Source organism: Duganella sp. Root1480D1, from assembly GCF_001427305.1.
Classification (GTDB): domain Bacteria; phylum Pseudomonadota; class Gammaproteobacteria; order Burkholderiales; family Burkholderiaceae_D; genus Rugamonas.
In genome coordinates this window covers 314,172-334,964 of sequence record NZ_LMFZ01000034.1, presented here as the reverse complement: position 1 = coordinate 334,964, position 20,793 = coordinate 314,172, and the positions used below count along the sequence as shown (strand labels likewise).

Genomic DNA, 20,793 nt, shown 5'->3' with positions numbered 1-20,793 from the left:
GTGCTAGACGCGCGCCTCTAATCTGCTGAGCTCGGTTATCATGTCGACCTTTTGCATAGTCGGCAGCAGATTGAATGAAGTATGGCGTGATCAATTTATTAAAGGCTGTTGCAGCACAGTTAATTGTGTTGCACCACCTCGCGTTTTACGGCCCCATGGCCGACCACGTGCGGCTTATCCTGCCAGACCTGATCGACTGGCTGGCTGGCAGCGCGCGCATTGCCGTGCAAGTATTCCTGGTGGTGGGCGGCTTTCTGGCCGCCAAATCGCTGGCCCCAAGTGCACAACCGGTAATGGTCGACCCGCTGGGCGCTGTCTGGCGCCGCTATGCCAAGCTGGCGCCGCCCTTCATCGCCGCGACGCTGATTGCCGCGGTGGCGTCCATGCTGGCCAGCCAGTGGATGGACCATCATTCCATTTCCGCCCCGGCCACCGTGAGCCAGCTCGCGGCGCACGCGGTGCTGGCCCATGGCGTGCTCGGTTTCCCATCGCTGTCGGCAGGGGCCTGGTACGTTGCCATTGATTTCCAGTTGTACGTCATGGTGGTGGCCATTTTGTGGCTGGCCGCCCGCATCAGCGGCCCGGTACGCCGCGCCTGGCTGGTGCCTGGCCTGGTCGCCATTGGCAGCGCGCTGTCCCTGCTGCACTTCAACCTGGACTCCGATTGGGATAATTGGGGGCCGTACTTCTTCGGCAGCTATAGTCTGGGCCTGGCCGCATGGTGGGCCGGCGACCCGCGCCGCAAGACGCGCGGCGCAGTCCTGGTGCAGGCGGCGATCTTCCTGCCAGCCCTGGTGGCGCTGGCGGTCAACTTCCGCAGCCGCCTGGCGCTGGCCATGATGGTGGCCTGTGCGCTGGTGATCTTCGGTCGCACGCAGTTCAGCGGTGAAGGCCGCGTGCAGGCAGTCGTCAACTCGCTGGCACGAACCTCCTACTCGGTATTCCTGATTCACTTCCCGGTCTGCCTGCTGGTGAACGCTGCCTTCACCCGCTTCGTGCCGGCCGACCCGGTGTTGCAAGGCGTGGGCATGCTGACCGCCTGGGGCGCCAGCCTGGCTGCCGGTGCCGCATTCCACCGCTGGATCGAAGTGCCGCTGGGACGCCTGTTGCAATCTTCTTCGGCCACCGCCGGCGCCGCCCAGCGCGCATAAGGGCGCGGCGACCAGGATCAAAAAACAACTCCAGGCGAAGGCCGATGCTGCATGAATGATTACATATCTTGCTGATATGCTATTATTTCGGCATTGCCTCTCGGAAATGGAGTTTTCAAGTTGAAGATTTATCGAAGCTTATTGGGCGCCGCCCTGATTGCGTTAACTGGATTGGCAAGCAATGCCGGATGGGCCGCGGACAATCCGCCGGCTGCTCCGATCAGTGTTTCGTCGTTGGGAGTCAAGAAAACGACCCAGTTCAAAATCTGGAGATCCAATATTGAGCCTACTTCTTCCATCGGCACCTGGGGACGTGGGCTGTTCTGTTCGGACAAGTCAGATATCTATTACAACAAGAATATCGACAATTACAACGTAGCGCAGTTCGGCAAGGCGTTTTCGGAGCGGCTCGCTGCCCTTGGCTATCCGAAGTATGAAGGCGAAGAATCGGCGTTTGCCGACAAGCTCGGCGATGAACCTGACTTCAAGGCCGGCTTTACTTTGCTGGCGTTGAATTACCAGGGCTGTGGCGAGCCGAAAGACATGCATGGCAAGGGCACCATCAAGCTGAGGGTCGAATTGTTTTCATCAAAGACCAAGAAGGTGGCTTACAGCGCCACCCTGAACGGCAGCCATGCTACTGAAGATTCTTCCAAGATGGAGGCGTTCGACGCAGCGCTTTTCACCAACGCGTTGAATGGCATGTTCTCCGATCCGAAATTTGTCGACCTTTTCCGGGAAGGTGGCGATATAGCCGCGGCTTCGTTCAATGACAAGATCGATGTCGTGAATGGCACCAGGATTACGGAAGGCATGGGCAAAAGCTCGAAGGAGCTGCTTAACCTCGTGGTCACGGTGGATGCCAGCCTTGGCAGCGGTTCCGGATTCTTTGTCGGGAATGGCGGCTACATCCTGTCCAACTACCACGTGGTTGGCGAGGCAAAGTATGTCAAGGTCAAGTTCACCGGCGGCATCTCGACTGTCGGGGAAGTGGTGCGCCGCGACCCGGTGCGCGACGTGGCTTTGATCAAGACCAATGTTGAACCAGGCCGCAGCATTTCCATTCGCCGCGGACCGATCAAGGTCGGCGAGGAAGTGTATGCGATTGGCTCGCCATTCGGCGACCAGTTGAGCGGTACGACGACGCGCGGCATTATCAGCGCCGACCGCATCCTGGAAGACCTGCGTTTTATCCAGAGCGACGTGTCGATCAACCCCGGGAACAGCGGCGGCCCGCTGGTCGACGCCGCGGGCGACGTGCTGGCAATCGCCGTGTTAAAGAAGGAAAATGCCGCCGGCATCGGCATGTTCATTCCGATCACCGAGGCGCTGGAAAAACTGGGATTGAATCTCAAGTAAGCGTCCGCCTCACGGGCCGGGACTGTCACGGTCCAGGCCCGGCTCTTTTTGGCTAGGCATAGCGTCATGCCTGGTATATCGTATAAGAAGAGCAGGGAGGCCGTATGTGGCGTGGGCATGCACGGGGAGTCCTGGTGCGCAGTTGTCTTTGGTTGGCCTTGGCCACCAATAGCGTCGCGAGCGCACAGGTCGTGGCCATGCCCGAAGTCCATGTCGGCATGGGCTTGCCGAAACCGCCCTACGTCATGGAATCAGGCGTTGCAGGGCTGGATTACGACATCGCCAGGCAAGCGCTGGCTGCCGGTGGCTATAAGCTGGTTGGCCATATGCTTCCGCAAACCCGGGCGCTGGCGATGCTGCGCGCCGGCCAACTCGATGGACTGCTGTCGATCAGCGAAGGAATTGGCGGCCAGGACTTCTTCACGGACAATTACATCGTCTACCAGAACGTCGCCACAACGCTCACGCGCCGCAACCTGAAGATTGAGCAGATCGAGGACCTGGCCAATTATTCGGTAGCCGCATTCCAGAACGCGAGCATGGTGTTGGGTGACCGCTTCAGCATGGTTGTCAGCGGGCACTCGGATTACCGGGAAGTGCCGGCCCAGATCACGCAAAACAAGCTGCTTTTTACCGGCAGGGTAGACGTTGTGGTGGGCGACCGTTTGATCTTCCGCTATTTCTCTGAAAAGCTGGAGCCGCAAATCGATGCCCGGCAGGCAGTAAGCTTCCACCGGATTTTCCCTGAAAACCCGCGCCGGGCGGTGTTTCGCGACGCCCGCGTGCGCGATGCGTTCAATGCCGGCCTGAAGAGCCTTCATGCCAACGGTACTTATGATGCGATCGTGAAGCAGTACCTTGGCCCGCGGCCTTAAGACTGATGAGCAGGGGGCCATGGATTCGTTCGGGTACTGCGGTCCTGGCGGCGAGCTTTCTCGCTCGGGAAGTAGAAGTACGAGCGGGATATCAGGTCAAGAGTGGGCCTCTAATCCTTGCACTTTTTCGTAATACGCAGCCAGCGCTTGTTCTGCAGCCGCGCCGCGTTGGCCATGAGGTGCCGGGCTGCGATTCTTATGCGGGCGGTCGGCTGCAACGTGCCTTCGTCATTCCCCGGGCCGAGTACTTCATCCAACTTTTGAGTTAGCGCCTGTATCAGGATAACGCGGAGCTTGGTCGGAATACCAGGGCCATGATCAAAAGCAGCCCAAGCACCGTCATCAACCAGGCTTGCGGTTCGGGCACGGGAGCGATGCCGAGCGCGTACTCGAATCCGAACCCGCCTGGCTGGTCTAGCGTGAAGATCGCAGTGACCAGCAAGTCCTGCAGGCCGGCATTGGCTGCACCCAAAAGCAGCAAGCGGTGGTCGAAGAAAAGGTCGACCTCCGCCAGCGAGTCGAACGATCGCGTGAACAGTTCAGCTCCGTGGTTGCTGATCGAGAGCGCCATTGAAGCGAAGCCGCTTTGTTCGGCCAGCGTATCCAACATGGCGAATGCGAGTTGACCGGGCGCTGAAAGGTCGAACTGGTAGTGCGCCGTTAGCGTGGTTGATAGCGGGCCGCCAGGAAATTCGGGACGCACCAGGACGCCCATTGCGCCGATCCCGGCCAACAGCCCGTTGGCGAAAGCGTCGCCGAGGTGCGCAGCCTCGCCCGGCGCCACCGCTGCGTGGGAAAAAGCCGAATGCCATTCGGGATCGAATTGCAGGGTAGGGGCCGCGCCGCCGATGTTGGCCGAAGTCACTACGGCCAATGCCGTGCCATTGATATTGGCCACTGCGCTGGCGCCGGCTTCCGATCGATCCCAACTCGATGAGATGCTTTCCGCCTTCAACGTCCCCTGCAAGCCATAGCCTGTCGTCCTGGCCGCGTTGTCAACGGCGCCAAAGGCGCGCGACTTTGCCTGTGCGTCGACATTTTGTCCCCAGCCATGCGCACGGGCGTAGGCGCCGCTGCCGCCGTTTGCTTCGGAACTGACTATGACTATCGCATCTGACGTGCTTTCAGTGCCGGCGATGCCTGTTGCCTCGGAGTGGGCGGCACCTGCAGCGAAGGCGATTGCGTGCGCTGTGGCGCTGCCGTCGCGGACGGGGCGGTAAGTGTTGATGCTCCTGCCGCCTTCCGCCCAAGCATACGCCGAGCCGTCGCCCGCCGATACGACGGTCGCGCGCGCGTTCGCACTGCCGGCACGGATGTCGCCCGGCAGGGTGCCAAGCATCACGAAGCCGCCTTGTGCGTGGCTGACGGCCTCGGCTTGCGCCCCGGCGGCCGTGGCCAGCAGCGCGGAAATGGCGCTGGCGGAGCCGCTCCCGCCAGCGTAAGCTCCCTTGCTACCAGTACCACTGTCGCCTCCCTTGGCACCAGTGCTCACCCTGATTTGCGCGGCTTTGCTTTCTGTCCAGCCAAGGCGTGAGCTGGCGTTGCCGCCACTGCCGGAAACGCCGCCTTCGCTGTCGCCGCCATTGCCGCCAACTGCGCCTTGACCCAACGTTAAGCTTCCATTGCTGCTGCCAACGACGCTATCGGCAATGTGTGCGGATGCCCCGTTGCCGCCGTTAGCGCCTGCCAGCCCCATTCCGCCAGCGCCGCCGCGCACGCTGGCACCGACTTCCACTTCTCTTTCGCCGTGCCCACTTGCACGGGCGGTCCCCTTTCCGCCATCGCCGCCGCGGCTGCCAGCGCCGCGTGCCCCGCCACCGGTTCCGCCATAGGCCGAAGCGTTGCTAAACACGCCGGAGTGGCCTGCCGCATCGCTAAAGGAGTAGCCGTCGCCCCCCACGGCACCCCGGCCACCGTCGTCCTGCCATCCTCCTTCGCCGCCGTAGCCGTAGGCGTTTGAGTGAACCGGTGCCAGGCCGCTGATATTTGACCGCGCAAGGCCAGTCGCTCCGGCACTGGTTGTGCCCCCGTGGTCGGCATAGCCGCCACTGCCACCATGGCTGATGACGAACACCTGGATCTCGGAAGCCTTGCTATCGCTCAGTTCCAGCGCTGCTTCGCTGGCGCCTGCCTTGCCTGCCATGCCGCCGCTGCTGAAGCCAGCGGAGCCGCCAAATACGCTGACAGTATGGCGGACCTTGCCGTTCGTCGAAATCGCGGGCGTCCCGGTGTAGCTCATTGCCGCGCCGTCACCGCCATCGGCACCGCCAAAGCCCGGGCCACCAAGTCCGCCACCCAGCCAGATATTCGTCTTGAGATTGCCGCTGCTCGCGCTGGCCGACAGCGTCGTGCGCGCCACAGCACCTGCGCCGCCACGGTGGCCAATGCCCCATCCTGCCCCGCCGTGGCCGCCTTGTGTGCTGCTCGAGAGGGTAAGGCCCGGCCCGGCCGTTTTGGCCGATAAGGAGCTCGAAGCGGCGCCGCCATCGGCGCCGTTGCCTGCCAGCAGCGCATCGCCGCCTTGCCCTGCCGTCACTTCAAGCGTAGCTGACGAGGGCGTATCGTCATAGCCGATCAGTGCCAGTGCTGCCTGTGCCGAACCGGCGCGGCCAGCACCTTTGCCGCCTTTGCCGCCCGTGGCCCGGACCGTCACGCCCTCGGCTTTCCTCGGCCCAGGCCACAGCACGGCGGTCACGCTGGCATCACCGCCGGCACCGCCAGTGGCGTAAGTTCCGTCGGCGGCTCCTGCCCCGCCGGCACCGGGAAGGCCCGCGTTGCCGCCGTCACCGCCTTTTGCAATCGCATAAATATACGGGCCGAAAATGTAGGGAAAATGCGGTGTGCCATACACTTGCAGGCGTGCGTTACCGCCGGCCCCGCCAACGCCCGCGGCACCACCGTTTTGCCCGGTATCGCCTGCAGCCCCATTGCCGCCCGCGCCACCTGCTCCCCCGGTGACTATGTGGGTCTGCGCCGTGGCTACGTTGACCAGGATGCCCAGTTCCTGGCCCGCCGCGCCAGCGCCACCCGCGGCCCCAGGCGATGTGCCTGAAGTGCCCGGCGCACCTGGCTTTCCTGTGATTTCGACCGCCAGCGCATGCCCGCTGGCAATGGCGAACAACAAAGTCAGTTGGTGCAAGGATCGTCTCATGTCTTCGCTCGCTGAAGTGATGGGATCTGCAGTTGTGGCCGGTAGCGATGTCGTGCGAATGAAATGTACACCTGTGGCGGGAAAATGTAGGGCGGAGAGCTGACTACAGGACAGCTAGGCAGTCTGGAGCAACTCTTCGCGCAGGAAACCTTCGTGCCGCGTCATGCGGACCAGCTCTGGCGGTGCGCTAAGGTAAGTCCCGAACTTTGCGACCAGTGCTTGCAAGGGCGCGCTTTCGAGGTGTGCCTGCATCGCTTGTGCGTCGGCATAGCGCTCGAATACGATGATGCGGTTTTCGTTTTCAAGATCGCTGAGCACTTCGTATTGCAAGGTTCCAGGTTCGGTACGTGAAAAGGCTACCAGTTGGTCCAGCCCGGCGAGCAGGTCGCGGCGAAATTGTGGATGAACGTCGAGAGTGGCAAGCAAATACATGGAAGCTCCGTGAGTGGATGGAGCTCACAGCTTATACAATCGGACGCGATGGTGGATTGTGGAAATGGGACTTTTCGCGCATGCCCGTGATGATTCCCTGCGGCGTGTGGCCAGTCAGTGCGCGGGTCTCGTGCTCGCCGAGGCGGGCCAGGAAAAACTGGTCGAGCGCGGCCGCTCGCATGGCTGGTCCGTCGGCTTGCGCAAGCCGGTCTGAAAGGCGGTCGGCATCATCGCCCCAGACTGGCATGCTGGCGATGTTACCCGATTCCGCGCAGGCCGGCTTGTGAGGCCTCGTCCTTAATTGTTGATGGCCAGGGTGAGGGAGGTGGCGCTGTAGCTTGGCGTGACGTTGGCAAAACCATCCACCGTGATGGTGGTGAATTTGCCCTTCAGGCTAGCCGCCGTGATGACGGTCAGCACTTCGCCGGCTTTCGGCTTGTAGCCGTTGGCGAACTTCACCCGCAGCGTTCCGCCGGCAATGGTGGCGGTGGACGCCACGGCCAGGCTGCCCTGGCTGCCGGCAGCGGACCCGCCGAGATCCAACTCCAGCGTGGTGTTGCCGCTTAACTGGGTATATTTGCCGGCCAGTTTCAGCGCAGTGGGGGCGTTGGCCACCACCGTGCCGCCGCTGACATAGACGTCGCCTGTGCCGAAGGCGGATGCGGAATCGCCTTGCAAGGTGCCGGCGCTGATCTCCGTGCCGCCGCTCCAGGAATTGGCCCCGGCCAGCTTCAGCGCGCCTGTGCCTTGCTTGACCAATTTGCCGCTGCCGCCGATGTCGTTGCGCCAGCGGTCCTGCGCGTTGAAGCCGCCTTTGCTGGCATCCATCGCGATGGTGACGTTGCCGTTGAATGCGCCATAGCCATCGGCTGCGGCAAACAGGTTCAGGCGCCCCCAGCCTTCAGCGTCATCCATCACAGGATAGCCGGAGGGCAGGGCCGTGGTTTTCAGCACCACGCGGCGCTGCGTATCGCTCAAGTAGGGCTGGCGGGTCTCCAGCAGCACTTCGGCGCTTTTCGGCACGGAGGCGGTGACATTGGTTGCGGCAACCGGTGCAAAGCCATAGGTGAGACGGCGCAGGTAGTTCGCCTTGTTGGCGGCATAGTCGGCAAAGCGGTCGTTGGCGACAGTGCCGGATTGCGCGTAGGCGGCGAAGGTATCGGCAGTGGTGCCGGTGGCTGCCATCAATGCCGTATGCGCCTGTGCCACTGCGGCAGCCTTCCTGGCCGCGTTGGCCGGATCGGCCAGGTTGGCTGCGGCGCTGGCCTGGCCGAGGATACGGCCGCTTAACACGTCCAGTGGCGAATGCATGCCGGCCAGGATGCGCGATTCGCCCAGTTCGAGGCCACGGCTTAGCATTTCCTGGAAACGCTCCGGCACTGCATAAGCCATGGCTACCGCGTCGCGCACCGCTTCGGCTGAGTGGCCGCTGGTGAAGCCGCCATCGGTTGCCGGAGTGCTGCTCTTGGCCGGCACCAGCGCTGGCAGCACCTGCACGCTGCTGCTCCAGCGATAGGGACGGGCGTATTTGTAGAAGCGCTTGGCCGGCTCGGTGGAAGCGTTGGTGCCGACCAGGTTGACCAGGTCGACCACGCTGCCGAAGCTGGCGTTGGCACTGCCGGCAACGCCGGTATTGTTGCCGGTGTCGTTATACAGCTTGCTGGTGGCGTCGCTGGCGACCGAAGTGATGCTGGTGACCTGCTGGGCTGCGGTGCGCCAGGCATTGGTCAACGGGCCCATGCCGTCGGTCACGCTGTAGCCTTTGCCACGGCGGTCATCCAGGTAGGCCTGCACCGCTTGTTCCGGCGTGCGATTCGCGGTGGCCTTGATGACGTAGTCGATATTCGCCTGGTGCGCGGCGGCGTTGACCACCTTGCCGTCCGCAGTGCTGTCGTTCGGCACCCCGCTCCAGGTGGAGGCGACGACGGCCGGGAAGCCGTCGACAGCTGGTGCGCTGACGCCGGCATCGACAATTTCGGTCAGCGGTTTCCAGATATCGAGGAAGCCTCCCAGGACGCGCACGCCGGCGTTGGTGGACAGCGTCGCATAGCGGGCATCGCCGCGCTGGTTGGTAGCAATGGTCTCGACAAAGGCGGTGGCGGCTGGGAGGGGAACCACTTCTGCCGCGCCCTGGTCGGCTGGCGCTGCCGGGATCACCAGCGGTTCGTCGGAAGAGCCGCCGCCGCAGGCGCTCAAGGCCAGTGCGATACTCAGGGCCAGGGCGTGGCGAGGCGATGAAAGCATTTGCATGTTGGATATCGTGTGCTAGTTGAAAACGCACTAAGGTAAAGAGCGCTTATGACACGACTGTTACGTAAGGCCGCTGGAAGGGCGCTTGCTGCAAATGTTATCGGTCGATACCTAAAACGATATCTTGTATTTCATGCCGCGCCATCAGTTCGACGATCCAGTCTATGAACACGCGAAGCTGTTTGCGAACATATCGATTCGGCGGATATGCCACGTGAAGCGGCATCGGCTCGATACGCCAGTCGGTGAATATCCGCACGAGCGCACCGCTCGCAACATGTGCCCTTGCCATGTACTGCGGCAGCCATAACACGCCAAGCCCGGCCAGTCCAGCCGTCAAATAGGCATTGCCATCGTCGATCGCCAGGAAGTAGCGGCCGCCGATTTTGACGCGTTCTCCGGATTTCTCCATTGCGTATGGCAAACCGTTGGTCCAGCGGTAGTGGATGATACGGTGGCCGGCGCCGTGCAAATCGTCGGGGGAGGTTGGCGTTCCCGCCTGGGTCAAGTATGAGGGTGCTGCATAGACGCCCAATTGCAGGTCGGCGACGCGCCGCGCAACAAGCGATGCATCCTCGATTTCGCCGCCACGCACCACGCAGTCGACATTGTCGCCAATCAGGTCGATCTTGCGGTCGCTGGCGCCGATATCAAGTTGGATCTCCGGGTAGCGCGCGTGGAATTCAGGCAGCGCAGGCACCAGGATGATGTTCGCAAATGGGCTCGGGACATCCACCCGCAGCAAGCCGCGCGGCGCGGTCGATTCGCTAAGAATATTGTTTTCTATGTCTTCAAGATCGGTCAGCAGGCGAACTACGCGCTCGTAATAATCGGAGCCGGCAGTCGTCACATTCACTTTGCGGGTCGTTCTGTTGAGCAGCTTGGTGCGCAGGTCGGCTTCCAGTTGCTGCACGAGCTGGGTGACCGTGGTTTTGCTTACACCCAGCGTTTCGGCGGCCTTGGTAAAGCTGCCAGCCTCAACAACGCGAACGAATGCCCGCATGCCTTCCAGCTTATCCATCACGAAACTCCTGATAATTTGGATTTTTCAAACAGTGTAGCAGCCGTTTTGCGGTTTATCCGAATGATTGGCGTGGCTATAGTGCTCGCATCCACCAACACAAGGAGCATGCGCATGAAAACGCGCGAAACCATTTTTCCTGCCGGACGGCACGAACTCTACGCAGTCCATAAATACTCGGCAGCGGTCCGTTCCGGGGATTTGCTATTCGTCTCCGGCCAGGTCGGCAGCCGCAATGACGGGGCGCCGGAACCCGAATTCGAGGCTCAGGTACGGCTGGCGTTTGAAAACTTGAAGGCGACGTTGGAGGCGGGCGGCTGCGGGCTGGGCGACATCGTTGACGTAACGACGTTCCACACGGACCCGGCAAAACAGTTCGATACAGTCCTGGCGATCAAGGACGAGATATTCCCGACGGCGCCATATCCGAACTGGACCGCGGTAGGGGTCAACTGGCTGGCAGGGTTCGACTTCGAGATCAAAGTCATTGCCCGGGTTCCGGGCTAATACAGGCGAGAGACCAGAAACAAAAAAGCCCACGAACCGAAATTCGTGGGCTTCCTTGCGTATCTTGGTAGGCCGTGCGGGGCTCGAACCTGCGACCAACGGATTAAAAGTCCGCTGCTCTACCAACTGAGCTAACGACCCAAGGTTCTAATTTCGAATGGTAGGCCGTGCGGGGCTCGAACCTGCGACCAACGGATTAAAAGTCCGCTGCTCTACCAACTGAGCTAACGACCCGTCGAAAGAAGAAGCGAGATTATAGGCTGGACTATCCCAGCTGTCAAATGCTCGCCTGCACTTTTTACTTGATGGATTTCAGGCGGTCCTTGGCGGTAGCTGCCGCAGGGGTGCCTGGATAGTTCTTGATCAAGTCTTGCAATGTCTTTTTGGCATTGTTGACTGCCTTCAGCTCGGTCTGGCAGCTGGCGATGTTCAGCATGGCGTCGGCGGCCTTAGGATTATCCGGCCAGGTCTTCACCACGACTTGTTGCGCAGTGATGGCGTTCTTGCAGTCGCCCTGGGCATAGTGGGCATTGCCCAGCCAGTATTGGGCGTTCGGCGCATAGGCCGAGGCGCCAAAGCGCTTTACGAAGTCGCCCAGGGAGTTGGCTGCGCCTTTGTAGTCGCCGCTCTTGAACTGCGCCATCGCGCTGTCGTATGCGTTCTGTTCGTCCATGTTGACCGAGGAAGTCTGGCCGTCGATGGTCACCTGGCGCGGCTCGAGCTTCTTCATGCGGGCGTCGAGGTCGGTGTAGAAGTCCTTCTGGCGCTTTTGTGCGACCTGAATTTCGTTCAACAGGATTTCAGTCTGGCCGCGCAGGCGGGCGACTTCTTCGCGGAGCTGGTCCTGTTGCGAGATCATGTCCAACGTGGTGTTCTTGTCGGTCTTGGTGTCGATCAGGTTTTTCAGGTCCGCTTCCAGCTTGGCGACCTTGGACTTCAGATCCATGATGGCTTTGCGCGCCTCGTCATCGTCGAAGATGCCGGCGGATGCGGTCAGGGGCAGGGTGGCAGCGAACACGGCTGCCATCAGGGCAGACTTAGTGAATTTCATTTTTCTTCCTTGCACAAAAAAAGAAATGGGGCAGGGCGCAGTATAAACTGCGCGCTGCCCCTTGTGCGGCATTGTTAAGCTAGCGAATTACTTAGCTTTGTAAACGATGTCAGCACGGCGGTTCTGCGACCATGCTTCTTCGTTGTGGCCTTCAGCCTTAGGCTTTTCTTCGCCCAGGGACACGGCTTCCATGCGGGACTCGGTCACGCCCAGGGCTGCCATCGACTTGCGCACAGCTTCAGCACGCTTCTGGCCCAGGGCCAGGTTGTACTCGGAGCCGCCGCGTTCGTCGGTGTTACCTTGGATCAGGATGGTGCGCTGGTTTTTGCCCAGGTAAGCAGCGTGGTTCGACACCACTTCTTTGCCGTCTTCACGCACAACGTAGCTGTCGAAGTCGAAGTACACGGAACGGTTGGCCAGCTTGCCGCCTGGTACGTCCAGTTCGTCAACTTCGGCAACCACTGGCTTGACTTCGCGTGGCTCAGCGGCTTTTGGCTGTTCCACTGGCTTCTCCACTACGACTGGTGGTTTGGCTTCTGGTTGTGGGGTGGAGCAAGCTGCCAGCAGGGCGGCGGTGCTGAGGATGAAGGCTACGTGTTTTACGTTACGCATTTTTATTTCTCCTGGTCGTTAAAGGTGCTACTTCTCGTTTACTTCTTTTACTTCTTCACTTCATGAAAGGGCCCCAAGTGGGTTCCTTGATATTGCCCGCCTGAATACTCAGGCGCTGCTTAACCCGGCCGTCTGTCGATGCCACCGCCAGCGAGCGGCGGCCGCCGTTCTGAGTGGCGTACAGGATGTACTTGCCATTCGGAGCGAAGCTTGGCGAATCGTCGCTGGTGGTATCGGACAGGCGTTGCTCTTGGCGGGAATCCAGGTCCAGTACGAACAACTGGAAGACGCCGCCTTCGCGCCGCGAAATATAAGCCAGCGTCTTGCCGTCAGCGGAAATGCGCGGGCTGATATTGTACGAGCTGCCGAACGTCACGCGCTGCGGTTCGCCGCCGTTGACGCTCATGCGATAGATCTGAGGACCGCCGCTGCGGTCGCTGGTGAAGAAGATGTTCTGGCCATCGGCGCTGAATTGCGGCTCGGTGTCGATGGTGCTGCCGTTGGTCAGCCGGCGGATGCCGCTGCCGTCGGCATTGACGATAAAGATCTGCGTGTTGCCGGTCTTGGACAGGGCCACGGCCAGGCGCTTGCCGTCCGGCGACCAGGCCGGCGCGGAGTTATTGCCTTTTTCGTTGGCCACGACGGTGCGCTGGCGGGTCACCAGGTTCTGCACGTAGACCACTGGCTTGCGCTGTTCGAACGAAACGTAGGCGACCTTGGTGCCGTCAGGCGACCAGGATGGCGAAATGATTGGTTCGGTCGAGGTCAGGGCAGGGATCACGTTCTCGCCGTCGGCGTCCGCCACTTCCAGGCGGTATTGGCGACCCTGCTGGACCACGTAGGCGATACGGGTCGAGAAGATGCCCTTGATGCCGGTCAGTTTTTCATACACGTCATCGGCGATCTTGTGCGCGGCCAGGCGGCCGTACTGGTTCGGCATCGGGGCGCGGAAGCCGGACAAGTCGTTGCCCTGCACCGTCGACATCAGGCGGTACTGGACTTCAAACTGGCCGTTGCCGAGGGTCTGCACGGAGCAGGCCACCAGGGCGTCTGCACCGCGCGCCTTCCAGCTGGTTGCTTCGGTCTGCATCAGGTTGGTGGTCGGCGTCGCGTCGATGACCTTGAACATGCCGCTGCGGGTCAGGTCGGCTTTGACGATTTCCGAGATCTGGGCCGGGGCCGAGGCTTCGCCGGCGCATGGGCCGATGGCGACCGGGATCTGGTTGCTGCCCACGCCGGAAATTTCGACGCGAAGCTGTGCCTGTGCCGACAGCGCAAACGCTGCGCCGGCAACTACGAACATCAATTTAGCTTTGTTCATCAAGGTACGTCCTTCAAATTGAACACGAGTTCAAGCTCGCGCGCCACCGTGCCGTCGTCACGCTTGGGCAGGGGCGAGGCCTTATAAATCGCATTCTCCACCGCAGTGTCATATGCAGCTACGCCGCTGCTCTTGGTCTTCTTAACGGACATGACTTCGCCGCTTGGAAGCTGGCTGACCATGAACCGGGCTTCAATATCCTGCTTAGCGCCAGGATAATCGATGCGGCCCATGATCTTGGTGCGCAGCTTGGCGACATAGCCCTTGTCCAGGTTAGGCGCGGTCGAACGTGCCGCTGTTCCGGTGGAGCCTGCAGCTGCCGAACCCATGATGCGCTGCATTTCTGCAGCACGGGTCTTGGCGAGCTTTTCCTTCTCTTTCAGATCCGCCAGTTTTTTGGCTTTTTCCTTTTCCTGTTTTTCCTGCTTCTCGAGTTCAGCTTCTCGCTTGGCGTCTTCCAGCTTCTTCTTCAACTCGGCCAGTTTCTTCTCTTCAGCTTCTTTCTTTTCTTTTTCTTTTTTCTTCTGCAGCGCGATGTCCGGATTCGGTTGCACCGGCTTCACCACTTCCGGTGGTGGGGGCGGTGGCTCTGGCGTGCGCGCAGGTGGCTCAGGCTCTGGTTGCGGCTCTGGTTCCGGAGCTCTTGGCGCAGCCATCTGCGTAGTCATGTCCCAGATCTCGGCATCAACGCCCACCGGATCATTGTTCCACCGAATGCCAACCCACAAAAACGCAAACAGCACGCCATGCATCACCACGGCGAGCGCAAACGCGCGGGTGCCGCCGTGCCGTTTCGGCACACGGTACGGTCCGCCTGCATTTGCCATCGTCATTGCCATGCCTTACTTCGTTGCCAAGCCAACGCGGTTAATCCCCAACTTCTTCGCTTCGGAAATCAGTGTGATCACATCGTCGTACTTGCTTTCCTTGTCGCCGGCGATCAGCACCGGGTACTCAGGATATTGTTCATGCAGGCCGCGCAGCTTGCGTACCAGGGCCTCGCGATTCGGTTCGGTTTCCGGCGCCTCGGCCGCTTTGCCGGCGATGCCGATCATCAGCGAGCCGTTCGGCTTCACCTGCACCTGGATATAGGCATCCGGCGGGCGCGACGCTTTTTCGGCATGCGGCAGGTCGATCGACTGCGGGTTGTTCGAAGTCGGCATCACCATGAAGATGATCAGCAGGCAGAGCATCACGTCGATATAAGGCACGACGTTGATCTCGGACTTCAGTTTGCGGCCGCCGCGGCTGCCGCGCAGGCCACTTGAGAAGGAGGATGCCATCTTCAGTTTCGCCTTTTAACGGGACTGGCGCTGCAGGATGTTCGAGAATTCTTCAACGAAGCTCTCGAAGCGGATCGCCAGGCGGTCAATATCGTGCGAGAAGCGGTTGTACGCCACCACGGCCGGGATTGCAGCGAACAGGCCGATAGCAGTCGCGATCAGCGCTTCGGCAATGCCGGGCGCCACGGCCGACAGCGTCGCCTGCTGCACATTGGCCAGGCCGCGGAAGGCGTTCATGATGCCCCACACGGTACCGAGCAAGCCGATGTATGGGGAGACGGAACCGACCGAAGCCAGGAAGGCCAGGTGCGCTTCCAGTGCATCCATCTCGCGCTGGAATGCGGCACGCATGGCGCGGCGGGCGCCATCCAGCACGTCGCCCATATTCATGTCGCGGCTGCTGGCAGCGGCTTGCTTGCCCTTGATGTATTCACCCATGCCGGCTTCGAAGATGCGGGCCAGGGCGCCGCTGTTGGCGCGGTTGCTGCCAGCACTGGCGTGCAGGGCGTGCAGGTTGCCGCCGGCCCAGAAGGTCTTTTCGAATTCGATGGTCTGCTTGCGCGCGCCGCGCACGTCAAACAGCTTCTTGAAAATATAGGTCCAGCTAATGATGGAAACCGCAAGCAGCAGCGCCATGATCAACTGAACGATCAGGTGTGCGTTGGTGATGAGGGCGATGAAGGAGAGGTCTTGGGTGACGTTCATTGTTTCTCAATCTAATTATTATGCGCGCATGCGGGCCGCAACGGCATCAGGCACGGCGCGTGGGCGCAGGGCCGAGTCGACGCAGCCTACTTTAACGTGGGCAGTATTTAAGAGGCGGTCGCCGCACCATGCCTCCTGTACAAACTGGATCGAAGCGCGGCCCAGTTTATCAATACGAAGCGTCAATTTTATTACATCGTCTAGTCGTGCCGGCGCGTGGTAGTCCGCGCTGACATTTTTGACAACAAACATGGCGTCGTGTTCTCGCAGGAGGCTGTCCTGGTTAACGTCGAGGGAGCGCAACCACTCGGTGCGCGCGCGCTCGAAGAACTTCAAATAGTTCGCGTAATAGACAATTCCGCCGGCGTCCGTGTCTTCGTAATAGACGCGGACCTCCCAGGTGAACTCAGACGACATAGATAGAAGAGCTACTAAGTGAGAATCGGCAACATTTTACGCCAAATGAATCGGCGACAAGGCATTTTGCACAATCTCGTAACAATTGCTTACGGTTTTCCCTTATATGGGGCCGCATTTTAGCCGCGTTTTATCGCGAATGGCGAGAATCCTTGGCAGGTTGGCATTAATTCGATGGAGTTTACATTAATGTGTTGCGGCAATGTTGCAATCCAGAAAGCTGTGTTGGCGATATCTTCAGCGGTCAGCGGGGTGGTGCCTTCGTAGACCTTGGCTGCGGCAGAGTCATCTTTGAGGCGCACATTGGAGAATTCGGTGCCGCCGCATAGTCCCGGCGCGATATTGGTAGCGCGCACACCGGTGCCGATCAGGTCGGCGCGCAGGTTGAGCGTGAACTGTTCGACGAAGGCTTTGGTGGCGCCATAGACATTGCCACCAGGGTAAGGGTAGGCGCCGGCCACCGAGCCGAGGTTGATGATGATGCCGCGGCCGCGCTCGACCATGCCGGGGAGCAGGGCGCGGGTGATCGTGACCAGGCCGGTGCAGTTGGTGGCGATCATGGTTTCCCAGTCGCCCAGGTCGGCTTCGTGGGCGCCTTTGATGCCGAGGGCCAGGCCGGCGTTATTAATCAGGACGTCGATTTCTTTCCAGTCGGCGGGCAGTGAGGCCAGGGCGTCGTGGATCGCACCCTTGTCGGTGACGTCCAGTTTGACCGGGAGCAGGTTGGGGCCCAGTTCGCTCGCCAGGGCTTCCAGGCGCTCGGCGCGGCGGCCGGCGGCGATCACTTTGTGTCCGTTCTTGACGAAAACACGCGCCATCGCGGCGCCAAAACCAGCCGTTGCGCCGGTAACTAACACGATCATGGTCGAACTCCCAATATTAATGGAGGGATTGTATGCCGAAATTCGGGGTCAGGTCTGTCATTTGGACAGCTAGCGCTATCGTTTGACCTTCCTCAATACGGGAAAAGGGCCGAAATCGCGTATTGAGCATAGTCAAAGATGGTGCTTGCGTGTCCAAATGACAGACCTGACCCCGAATCTCTGCGAAAGCGGCACAACCGTTGCCCTTAATTGCTACTTAACATACAATCTTGGCTCCATTACGGTCTCACGTAACTGGCGAAAAACTAGCTGGCGCTTGCGCTGCTGGTGAGAGGTGGGCAACCACCGGGGAACGTGAGATATATCAATCAGCCGTTCGCCTGGGCAGCCACGATGGAAACGTGCGTTTCGGCTGCCCTGTCACTTTTTGGCTCCCGATTCGATCCAATCTGCCTTAAAAACTGGAGTAATTTCATGTTCGCAAAAGATCACACCCTCGCCAACGTTGACGCGGAGCTGTTTGCCGCTATCCAGAACGAGAACAAGCGCCAGCACGACCACATCGAGCTGATCGCCTCTGAGAACTACACCTCGCCAGCCGTAATGGAAGCCCAGGGCTCCCAGCTCACCAACAAATACGCCGAAGGCTATCCAGGCAAGCGCTACTACGGTGGCTGCGAATACGTGGACGTCGTCGAGCAACTGGCCATCGACCGCGTCAAGCAGCTGTTTGGCGCTGAAGCCGCCAACGTGCAGCCTAACTCCGGCTCCCAGGCTAACCAGGGTGTGTTCTTCGCTGTCCTGAAACCAGGCGACACCATCATGGGCATGTCGCTGGCAGAAGGCGGCCACCTGACCCACGGCATGGCGCTGAACATGTCCGGCAAATGGTTCAACGTTGTTTCCTACGGCCTGACCGCTGAAGAAGATATTGACTACGACGCAATGGAAGCCCTGGCTAAAGAACACAAGCCTAAGCTGATCATCGCTGGCGCATCGGCCTTCTCCAAGAAGATCGACTTCGAGCGCTTCTCTAAAGTAGCTAAAGCCGTTGGCGCTTACTTCATGGTCGACATGGCTCACTACGCTGGCCTGATCGCCGCTGGCCTGTACCCGAACCCAGTGCCGCACGCTGACTTCGTGACCTCCACCACCCACAAGTCCCTGCGCGGCCCACGTGGCGGCATCATCCTGATGAAAGCCGAACACGAAAAGATCATCAACTCCGCGATCTTCCCTGGCATCCAGGGCGGCCCGCTGATGCACGTGATCGCCGGCAAGGCGGTGGCCTTCAAGGAAGCCCTGTCCCCGGAATTCAAGGCCTACCAGCAGCAAGTGGTTAAGAACGCCGACGTGCTGGCCAAGACCCTGATCAAGCGCGGCCTGCGCATCGTGTCCGGCGGCACCGAGTCGCACGTGTTCCTGGTCGACCTGCGCGCCAAGAACCTGACCGGCAAGGAAGCGGAAGCTATCCTGGGCCAGGCTCACATGACCTGCAACAAGAACGGCATCCCTAACGACCCACAGAAGCCATTCGTGACTTCCGGCATTCGTCTAGGTTCGCCAGCCTTCACCACCCGCGGTTTCAAGGAAGCCGAAGCGGAAGAAGTGGGCAACCTGATCGCCGACGTGCTGGATAACCCGCACGACGCAGCAACCATCGAGCGCGTGAAAGCCGCTGTGAAGGTGCTGGCTGATAAATTCCCTGTTTACGCCTAAGCAAGCGGTTGGTACTATCGAGGCGCCGGATCGTAAGGTCCGGCGCTTTTTCATTACATAATAAGAGACGCCACATCCATGAAATGCCCGTTCTGCCAGCACGATGATATCCAGGTCCTCGACACCCGCGTGTCGGAGGAAGGGGACGCCATCAAGCGGCGCCGGCGCTGCGTGAACTGCGATAAGCGCTTCACCACTTGGGAGCGGATCGAATTGACCATGCCCTATGTGGTCAAGAAAAACGGCAGCCGCACCGAGTATTCGGCCGACAAGCTGCGCGCCAGCCTGATGCTGGCCTTGCGCAAGCGGCCTGTTGCAGCCGAGTCCGTCGACAAGGCAGTTTCCTCCATCGAAGAAAAGCTGCTGACCAGCGGCCAGCGTGAAGTCGATTCCGTCTACGTTGGCGAACTGGTCATGGCAGAACTCAAGCGCCTCGATAAAGTGGCCTACATCCGCTTCGCTTCCGTGTATAAAAACTTCGAAGACCTGGCCGAATTCCAGGACGCGATCGAAGAAGTTGGTGACGGTCAAGAGCTCTCTTCCAAGGCTTGATATTTCTCAAACCCGCGAATCCTCTGCTGACTAATTTGATCAGCAGGGGAGGGCTGCGCCATGCGTCGTCCATATGCGGGTTTCACCATGGTGGAAGTGCTGGTTGCCGTGCTGCTGCTGGCCGTCGGGCTGGTCGGCGCGCTGGCGATGCAGGCACATGCCATGCGCACTCGACAGGAATCAGCACTGCAGACCGAAGCCCTGCAGGCCGCTGCCACGCTTGCTGACCACATTCGCGCCAACGCGGCGCAGTCCTCCGCCTATCTGGGGTTTGAATTTGATTCTGCGGCCGACGCCGGCGCGACTGATGCGCCGGCCGCTTGCAGTGGCGCTCCTTGCGACCCAACCGCCGTGGCGCGGCAGGAGCTCAGTGAGTTCAGGCAGCATCTGGCCGCCGCATTGCCGCTTGCGCGCGCTGTGATTTGCCAGGACTCCAACACGGCGCCAGGCGGGCAGTTGCAATGGACTTGCTCCGGGGCCGCTGATGCGCCGGTAGTTATCAAAATAGGCTGGCGCAGCCGCCGGCCGGATGGTTCGGCCGCGGCGGATACTACGCCAGGTGTTGCGTTGCCCATCGCGCTGGCCGGCTCGCTTTCCGTGCCTCCGCCAAACGCGCCGCCCGGACAAACGCCTCCGTCTGGCCCGTCGCCAAGCCCGCTACCTGGCGCTGGAGGGCATTAATGAGCGCGCGGCAACACGGCCTGGCCCTGGCCGAAATCCTCATCGCCATGGCGCTTAGCCTGCTGGTCGCCCTGGCGGCCGCCTCGCTCCTCCACGCCTCCAATGGCGACTTCCTGCACAACGGCGCCAACACGCGCATTGACGACAGTGGCCGCTTTGCACTGGCAATCATCGGCCAATCATTGCGCCAGGCTGGGTATGCTGGCGAGCCGGGCGCCATGGCTGCCGCCGCGGCACCAACGCCCCTGCCCGTCGAAGGCCGCGATGCCGCAGGCGTGGCAAGTAACGCAGATGGGCTTGGCGACGCACAGCCGTCCGTTAACGGCAGCGATGCAATTGCCATCCGCTATGCACCGGCGGCGATTACCGGTGCGGAAGGCGGCGGCGCCATGCTCAATTGCGCCGGCTTCCCGGCCGATCCGGGTGAGTGGGCCTGGAGCATTTTCTACGTCGCCCGCGCCAGCGACGGCATTGCCGAACTGCGCTGCAAATACAAGGGTGAGAACGGTTGGGGTTCCGATGCTGTGGTGCGCGGCGTGGACGCTTTCCACGTTCTTTACGGCATCGACACGGATAGCCCGCGCGACAACATCCCCAACCTTTACCTGACAGCCGCTGGCATTGTTGCCCTTGATGCCACGCTTCCCGCGTCCGAACGGGCGGTACGCACGCACTGGCGCCGCGTGACCAGCGTCCGCATTGCCTTGCTGCTTCATGGCGAACGCGGCTCGCGTGCCGGCAACCTGCTGAGCAGTTACGAGTTGCTGCCTGGCGCCGATCCTGCCGCGCGCATCGACGAAGCCAGCTTACCGCTGCCAATGCAGCATCGCGCGCGCCGCCTGTTCACAGCAACAGTCGCCGTGCGCAACCAGTAATGGAGGC

At 60.8% G+C, this 20,793-nt stretch carries 21 protein-coding genes, 2 tRNA genes and 1 riboswitch; of the genes, 8 read left to right on the top strand and 15 right to left on the bottom strand.

The window, feature by feature from the left end; translation table 11 throughout:
- Positions 1-86: 86 nt before the first annotated feature.
- From ASD58_RS22490 to ASD58_RS22480, 3 genes are all read left to right on the top strand, one after another.
- Positions 87-1,151, top strand: coding sequence for an acyltransferase (locus tag ASD58_RS22490; protein WP_307178039.1), 1,065 nt, complete (start codon positions 87-89; stop codon positions 1,149-1,151).
- Between the two features lie 234 nt (positions 1,152-1,385).
- Entirely contained in the window at positions 1,386-2,510 is a 1,125-nt protein-coding gene (locus ASD58_RS22485) for a S1C family serine protease (RefSeq protein WP_156401422.1), read from the top strand.
- A 197-nt stretch (positions 2,511-2,707) separates the two neighbouring features.
- The gene (locus tag ASD58_RS22480; protein WP_162253048.1) at positions 2,708-3,385 is read left to right on the top strand and encodes an ABC transporter substrate-binding protein; all 678 of its coding nucleotides are present in this window, start codon (positions 2,708-2,710) and stop codon (positions 3,383-3,385) included.
- A 277-nt stretch (positions 3,386-3,662) separates the two neighbouring features.
- On the opposite strand, the gene ASD58_RS32660 is transcribed toward ASD58_RS22480, so the two are convergent.
- From ASD58_RS32660 to ASD58_RS22455, 5 genes are all read right to left on the bottom strand, one after another.
- Positions 3,663-6,524: a hypothetical protein gene (locus ASD58_RS32660; protein WP_057263437.1), complete on the bottom strand. Its 2,862-nt coding sequence runs from the start codon at positions 6,522-6,524 to the stop codon at positions 3,663-3,665.
- Between the two features lie 126 nt (positions 6,525-6,650).
- Positions 6,651-6,968: a putative quinol monooxygenase gene (locus tag ASD58_RS22470; RefSeq protein ID WP_057263436.1), complete on the bottom strand. Its 318-nt coding sequence runs from the start codon at positions 6,966-6,968 to the stop codon at positions 6,651-6,653.
- A gap of 31 nt (positions 6,969-6,999) precedes the next feature.
- Entirely contained in the window at positions 7,000-7,215 is a 216-nt protein-coding gene (locus ASD58_RS22465) for a hypothetical protein (RefSeq protein WP_057263435.1), read from the bottom strand.
- Positions 7,216-7,265: 50 nt separating this feature from the next.
- Entirely contained in the window at positions 7,266-9,218 is a 1,953-nt protein-coding gene (locus ASD58_RS22460; RefSeq protein WP_057263434.1) for a phosphatase PAP2 family protein, read from the bottom strand.
- Positions 9,219-9,315: 97 nt separating this feature from the next.
- A complete protein-coding gene (locus tag ASD58_RS22455) occupies positions 9,316-10,239 on the bottom strand; it encodes a LysR family transcriptional regulator (RefSeq protein ID WP_057263433.1) in 924 nt (307 codons plus the stop codon).
- Positions 10,240-10,353: 114 nt separating this feature from the next.
- On the opposite strand from ASD58_RS22455, the gene ASD58_RS22450 reads away from it, so the two are divergent.
- Positions 10,354-10,746 carry a RidA family protein gene (locus ASD58_RS22450; protein WP_057263535.1) on the top strand — a complete coding sequence of 131 codons (393 nt, stop codon included), beginning with the start codon at positions 10,354-10,356 and terminating at the stop codon, positions 10,744-10,746.
- A 65-nt stretch (positions 10,747-10,811) separates the two neighbouring features.
- Here ASD58_RS22450 and ASD58_RS22445 read toward each other — a convergent pair.
- From ASD58_RS22445 to ASD58_RS22400, 10 genes are all read right to left on the bottom strand, one after another.
- Positions 10,812-10,887, bottom strand: a tRNA-Lys gene (locus ASD58_RS22445).
- A 17-nt stretch (positions 10,888-10,904) separates the two neighbouring features.
- Positions 10,905-10,980: transfer RNA gene (locus ASD58_RS22440), tRNA-Lys, on the bottom strand.
- 64 nt (positions 10,981-11,044) lie between these two features.
- A complete protein-coding gene (gene ybgF / locus ASD58_RS22435) occupies positions 11,045-11,797 on the bottom strand; it encodes a tol-pal system protein YbgF (RefSeq protein WP_057263432.1) in 753 nt (250 codons plus the stop codon).
- Between the two features lie 87 nt (positions 11,798-11,884).
- Entirely contained in the window at positions 11,885-12,409 is a 525-nt protein-coding gene (pal, locus tag ASD58_RS22430; RefSeq protein WP_057263431.1) for a peptidoglycan-associated lipoprotein Pal, read from the bottom strand.
- 55 nt (positions 12,410-12,464) lie between these two features.
- Entirely contained in the window at positions 12,465-13,730 is a 1,266-nt protein-coding gene (gene tolB, locus ASD58_RS22425) for a Tol-Pal system beta propeller repeat protein TolB (RefSeq protein ID WP_057263430.1), read from the bottom strand.
- Positions 13,730-14,569 (bottom strand): energy transducer TonB, encoded by an 840-nt coding sequence (locus ASD58_RS22420; RefSeq protein ID WP_057263429.1) that lies wholly within the window; start codon positions 14,567-14,569, stop codon positions 13,730-13,732. The genes tolB and ASD58_RS22420 overlap by 1 nt, the downstream gene beginning before the upstream one ends.
- A gap of 3 nt (positions 14,570-14,572) precedes the next feature.
- Entirely contained in the window at positions 14,573-15,013 is a 441-nt protein-coding gene (locus ASD58_RS22415) for an ExbD/TolR family protein (protein ID WP_057263428.1), read from the bottom strand.
- Between the two features lie 15 nt (positions 15,014-15,028).
- Positions 15,029-15,718, bottom strand: coding sequence for a protein TolQ (gene tolQ, locus ASD58_RS22410; RefSeq protein WP_057263427.1), 690 nt, complete (start codon positions 15,716-15,718; stop codon positions 15,029-15,031).
- Positions 15,719-15,736: 18 nt separating this feature from the next.
- Positions 15,737-16,135, bottom strand: a complete 399-nt coding sequence (ybgC, locus tag ASD58_RS22405) for a tol-pal system-associated acyl-CoA thioesterase (RefSeq protein ID WP_057263426.1) — start codon at positions 16,133-16,135, stop codon at positions 15,737-15,739.
- A gap of 119 nt (positions 16,136-16,254) precedes the next feature.
- Entirely contained in the window at positions 16,255-16,998 is a 744-nt protein-coding gene (locus tag ASD58_RS22400) for an SDR family NAD(P)-dependent oxidoreductase (protein ID WP_057263425.1), read from the bottom strand.
- 241 nt (positions 16,999-17,239) lie between these two features.
- Positions 17,240-17,352: riboswitch (ZMP/ZTP riboswitch) on the top strand.
- 81 nt (positions 17,353-17,433) lie between these two features.
- On the opposite strand from ASD58_RS22400, the gene glyA reads away from it, so the two are divergent.
- The 4 genes from glyA to ASD58_RS22380 all read left to right on the top strand — a co-directional run bounded on the left by glyA (position 17,434) and on the right by ASD58_RS22380 (position 20,786).
- On the top strand, positions 17,434-18,678 hold the full coding sequence (glyA, locus tag ASD58_RS22395) for a serine hydroxymethyltransferase (RefSeq protein WP_057263424.1): 1,245 nt from the start codon (positions 17,434-17,436) through the stop codon (positions 18,676-18,678).
- 78 nt (positions 18,679-18,756) lie between these two features.
- On the top strand, positions 18,757-19,230 hold the full coding sequence (gene nrdR, locus ASD58_RS22390) for a transcriptional regulator NrdR (protein ID WP_057263423.1): 474 nt from the start codon (positions 18,757-18,759) through the stop codon (positions 19,228-19,230).
- A gap of 60 nt (positions 19,231-19,290) precedes the next feature.
- Positions 19,291-19,911 (top strand): type IV pilus modification protein PilV, encoded by a 621-nt coding sequence (gene pilV / locus ASD58_RS22385; RefSeq protein ID WP_082565609.1) that lies wholly within the window; start codon positions 19,291-19,293, stop codon positions 19,909-19,911.
- Positions 19,911-20,786, top strand: coding sequence for a PilW family protein (locus ASD58_RS22380; protein ID WP_057263421.1), 876 nt, complete (start codon positions 19,911-19,913; stop codon positions 20,784-20,786). Before pilV ends, ASD58_RS22380 begins: the two co-directional genes overlap by 1 nt.
- The last annotated feature ends 7 nt before the right edge of the window (positions 20,787-20,793 follow it).

Coding starts and splice junctions, on each gene's coding strand:
- ASD58_RS22400 (WP_057263425.1), bottom strand. CDS start 16,998: ATGATCGTGTTAGTTACCGGCGCAACGGCTGGTTTTGGCGCCGCGATG.
- pilV (WP_082565609.1), top strand. CDS start 19,291: ATGCGTCGTCCATATGCGGGTTTCACCATGGTGGAAGTGCTGGTTGCC.
- tolB (WP_057263430.1), bottom strand. CDS start 13,730: ATGAACAAAGCTAAATTGATGTTCGTAGTTGCCGGCGCAGCGTTTGCG.
- ybgC (WP_057263426.1), bottom strand. CDS start 16,135: ATGTCGTCTGAGTTCACCTGGGAGGTCCGCGTCTATTACGAAGACACG.
- ASD58_RS22420 (WP_057263429.1), bottom strand. CDS start 14,569: ATGGCAATGACGATGGCAAATGCAGGCGGACCGTACCGTGTGCCGAAA.
- ybgF (WP_057263432.1), bottom strand. CDS start 11,797: ATGAAATTCACTAAGTCTGCCCTGATGGCAGCCGTGTTCGCTGCCACC.
- nrdR (WP_057263423.1), top strand. CDS start 18,757: ATGAAATGCCCGTTCTGCCAGCACGATGATATCCAGGTCCTCGACACC.
- ASD58_RS22460 (WP_057263434.1), bottom strand. CDS start 9,218: ATGCAAATGCTTTCATCGCCTCGCCACGCCCTGGCCCTGAGTATCGCA.
- ASD58_RS22380 (WP_057263421.1), top strand. CDS start 19,911: ATGAGCGCGCGGCAACACGGCCTGGCCCTGGCCGAAATCCTCATCGCC.
- ASD58_RS22415 (WP_057263428.1), bottom strand. CDS start 15,013: ATGGCATCCTCCTTCTCAAGTGGCCTGCGCGGCAGCCGCGGCGGCCGC.
- ASD58_RS22480 (WP_162253048.1), top strand. CDS start 2,708: ATGCCCGAAGTCCATGTCGGCATGGGCTTGCCGAAACCGCCCTACGTC.
- ASD58_RS22450 (WP_057263535.1), top strand. CDS start 10,354: ATGAAAACGCGCGAAACCATTTTTCCTGCCGGACGGCACGAACTCTAC.
- ASD58_RS22465 (WP_057263435.1), bottom strand. CDS start 7,215: ATGCCAGTCTGGGGCGATGATGCCGACCGCCTTTCAGACCGGCTTGCG.
- tolQ (WP_057263427.1), bottom strand. CDS start 15,718: ATGAACGTCACCCAAGACCTCTCCTTCATCGCCCTCATCACCAACGCA.
- ASD58_RS22455 (WP_057263433.1), bottom strand. CDS start 10,239: ATGGATAAGCTGGAAGGCATGCGGGCATTCGTTCGCGTTGTTGAGGCT.
- ASD58_RS22470 (WP_057263436.1), bottom strand. CDS start 6,968: ATGTATTTGCTTGCCACTCTCGACGTTCATCCACAATTTCGCCGCGAC.
- glyA (WP_057263424.1), top strand. CDS start 17,434: ATGTTCGCAAAAGATCACACCCTCGCCAACGTTGACGCGGAGCTGTTT.
- pal (WP_057263431.1), bottom strand. CDS start 12,409: ATGCGTAACGTAAAACACGTAGCCTTCATCCTCAGCACCGCCGCCCTG.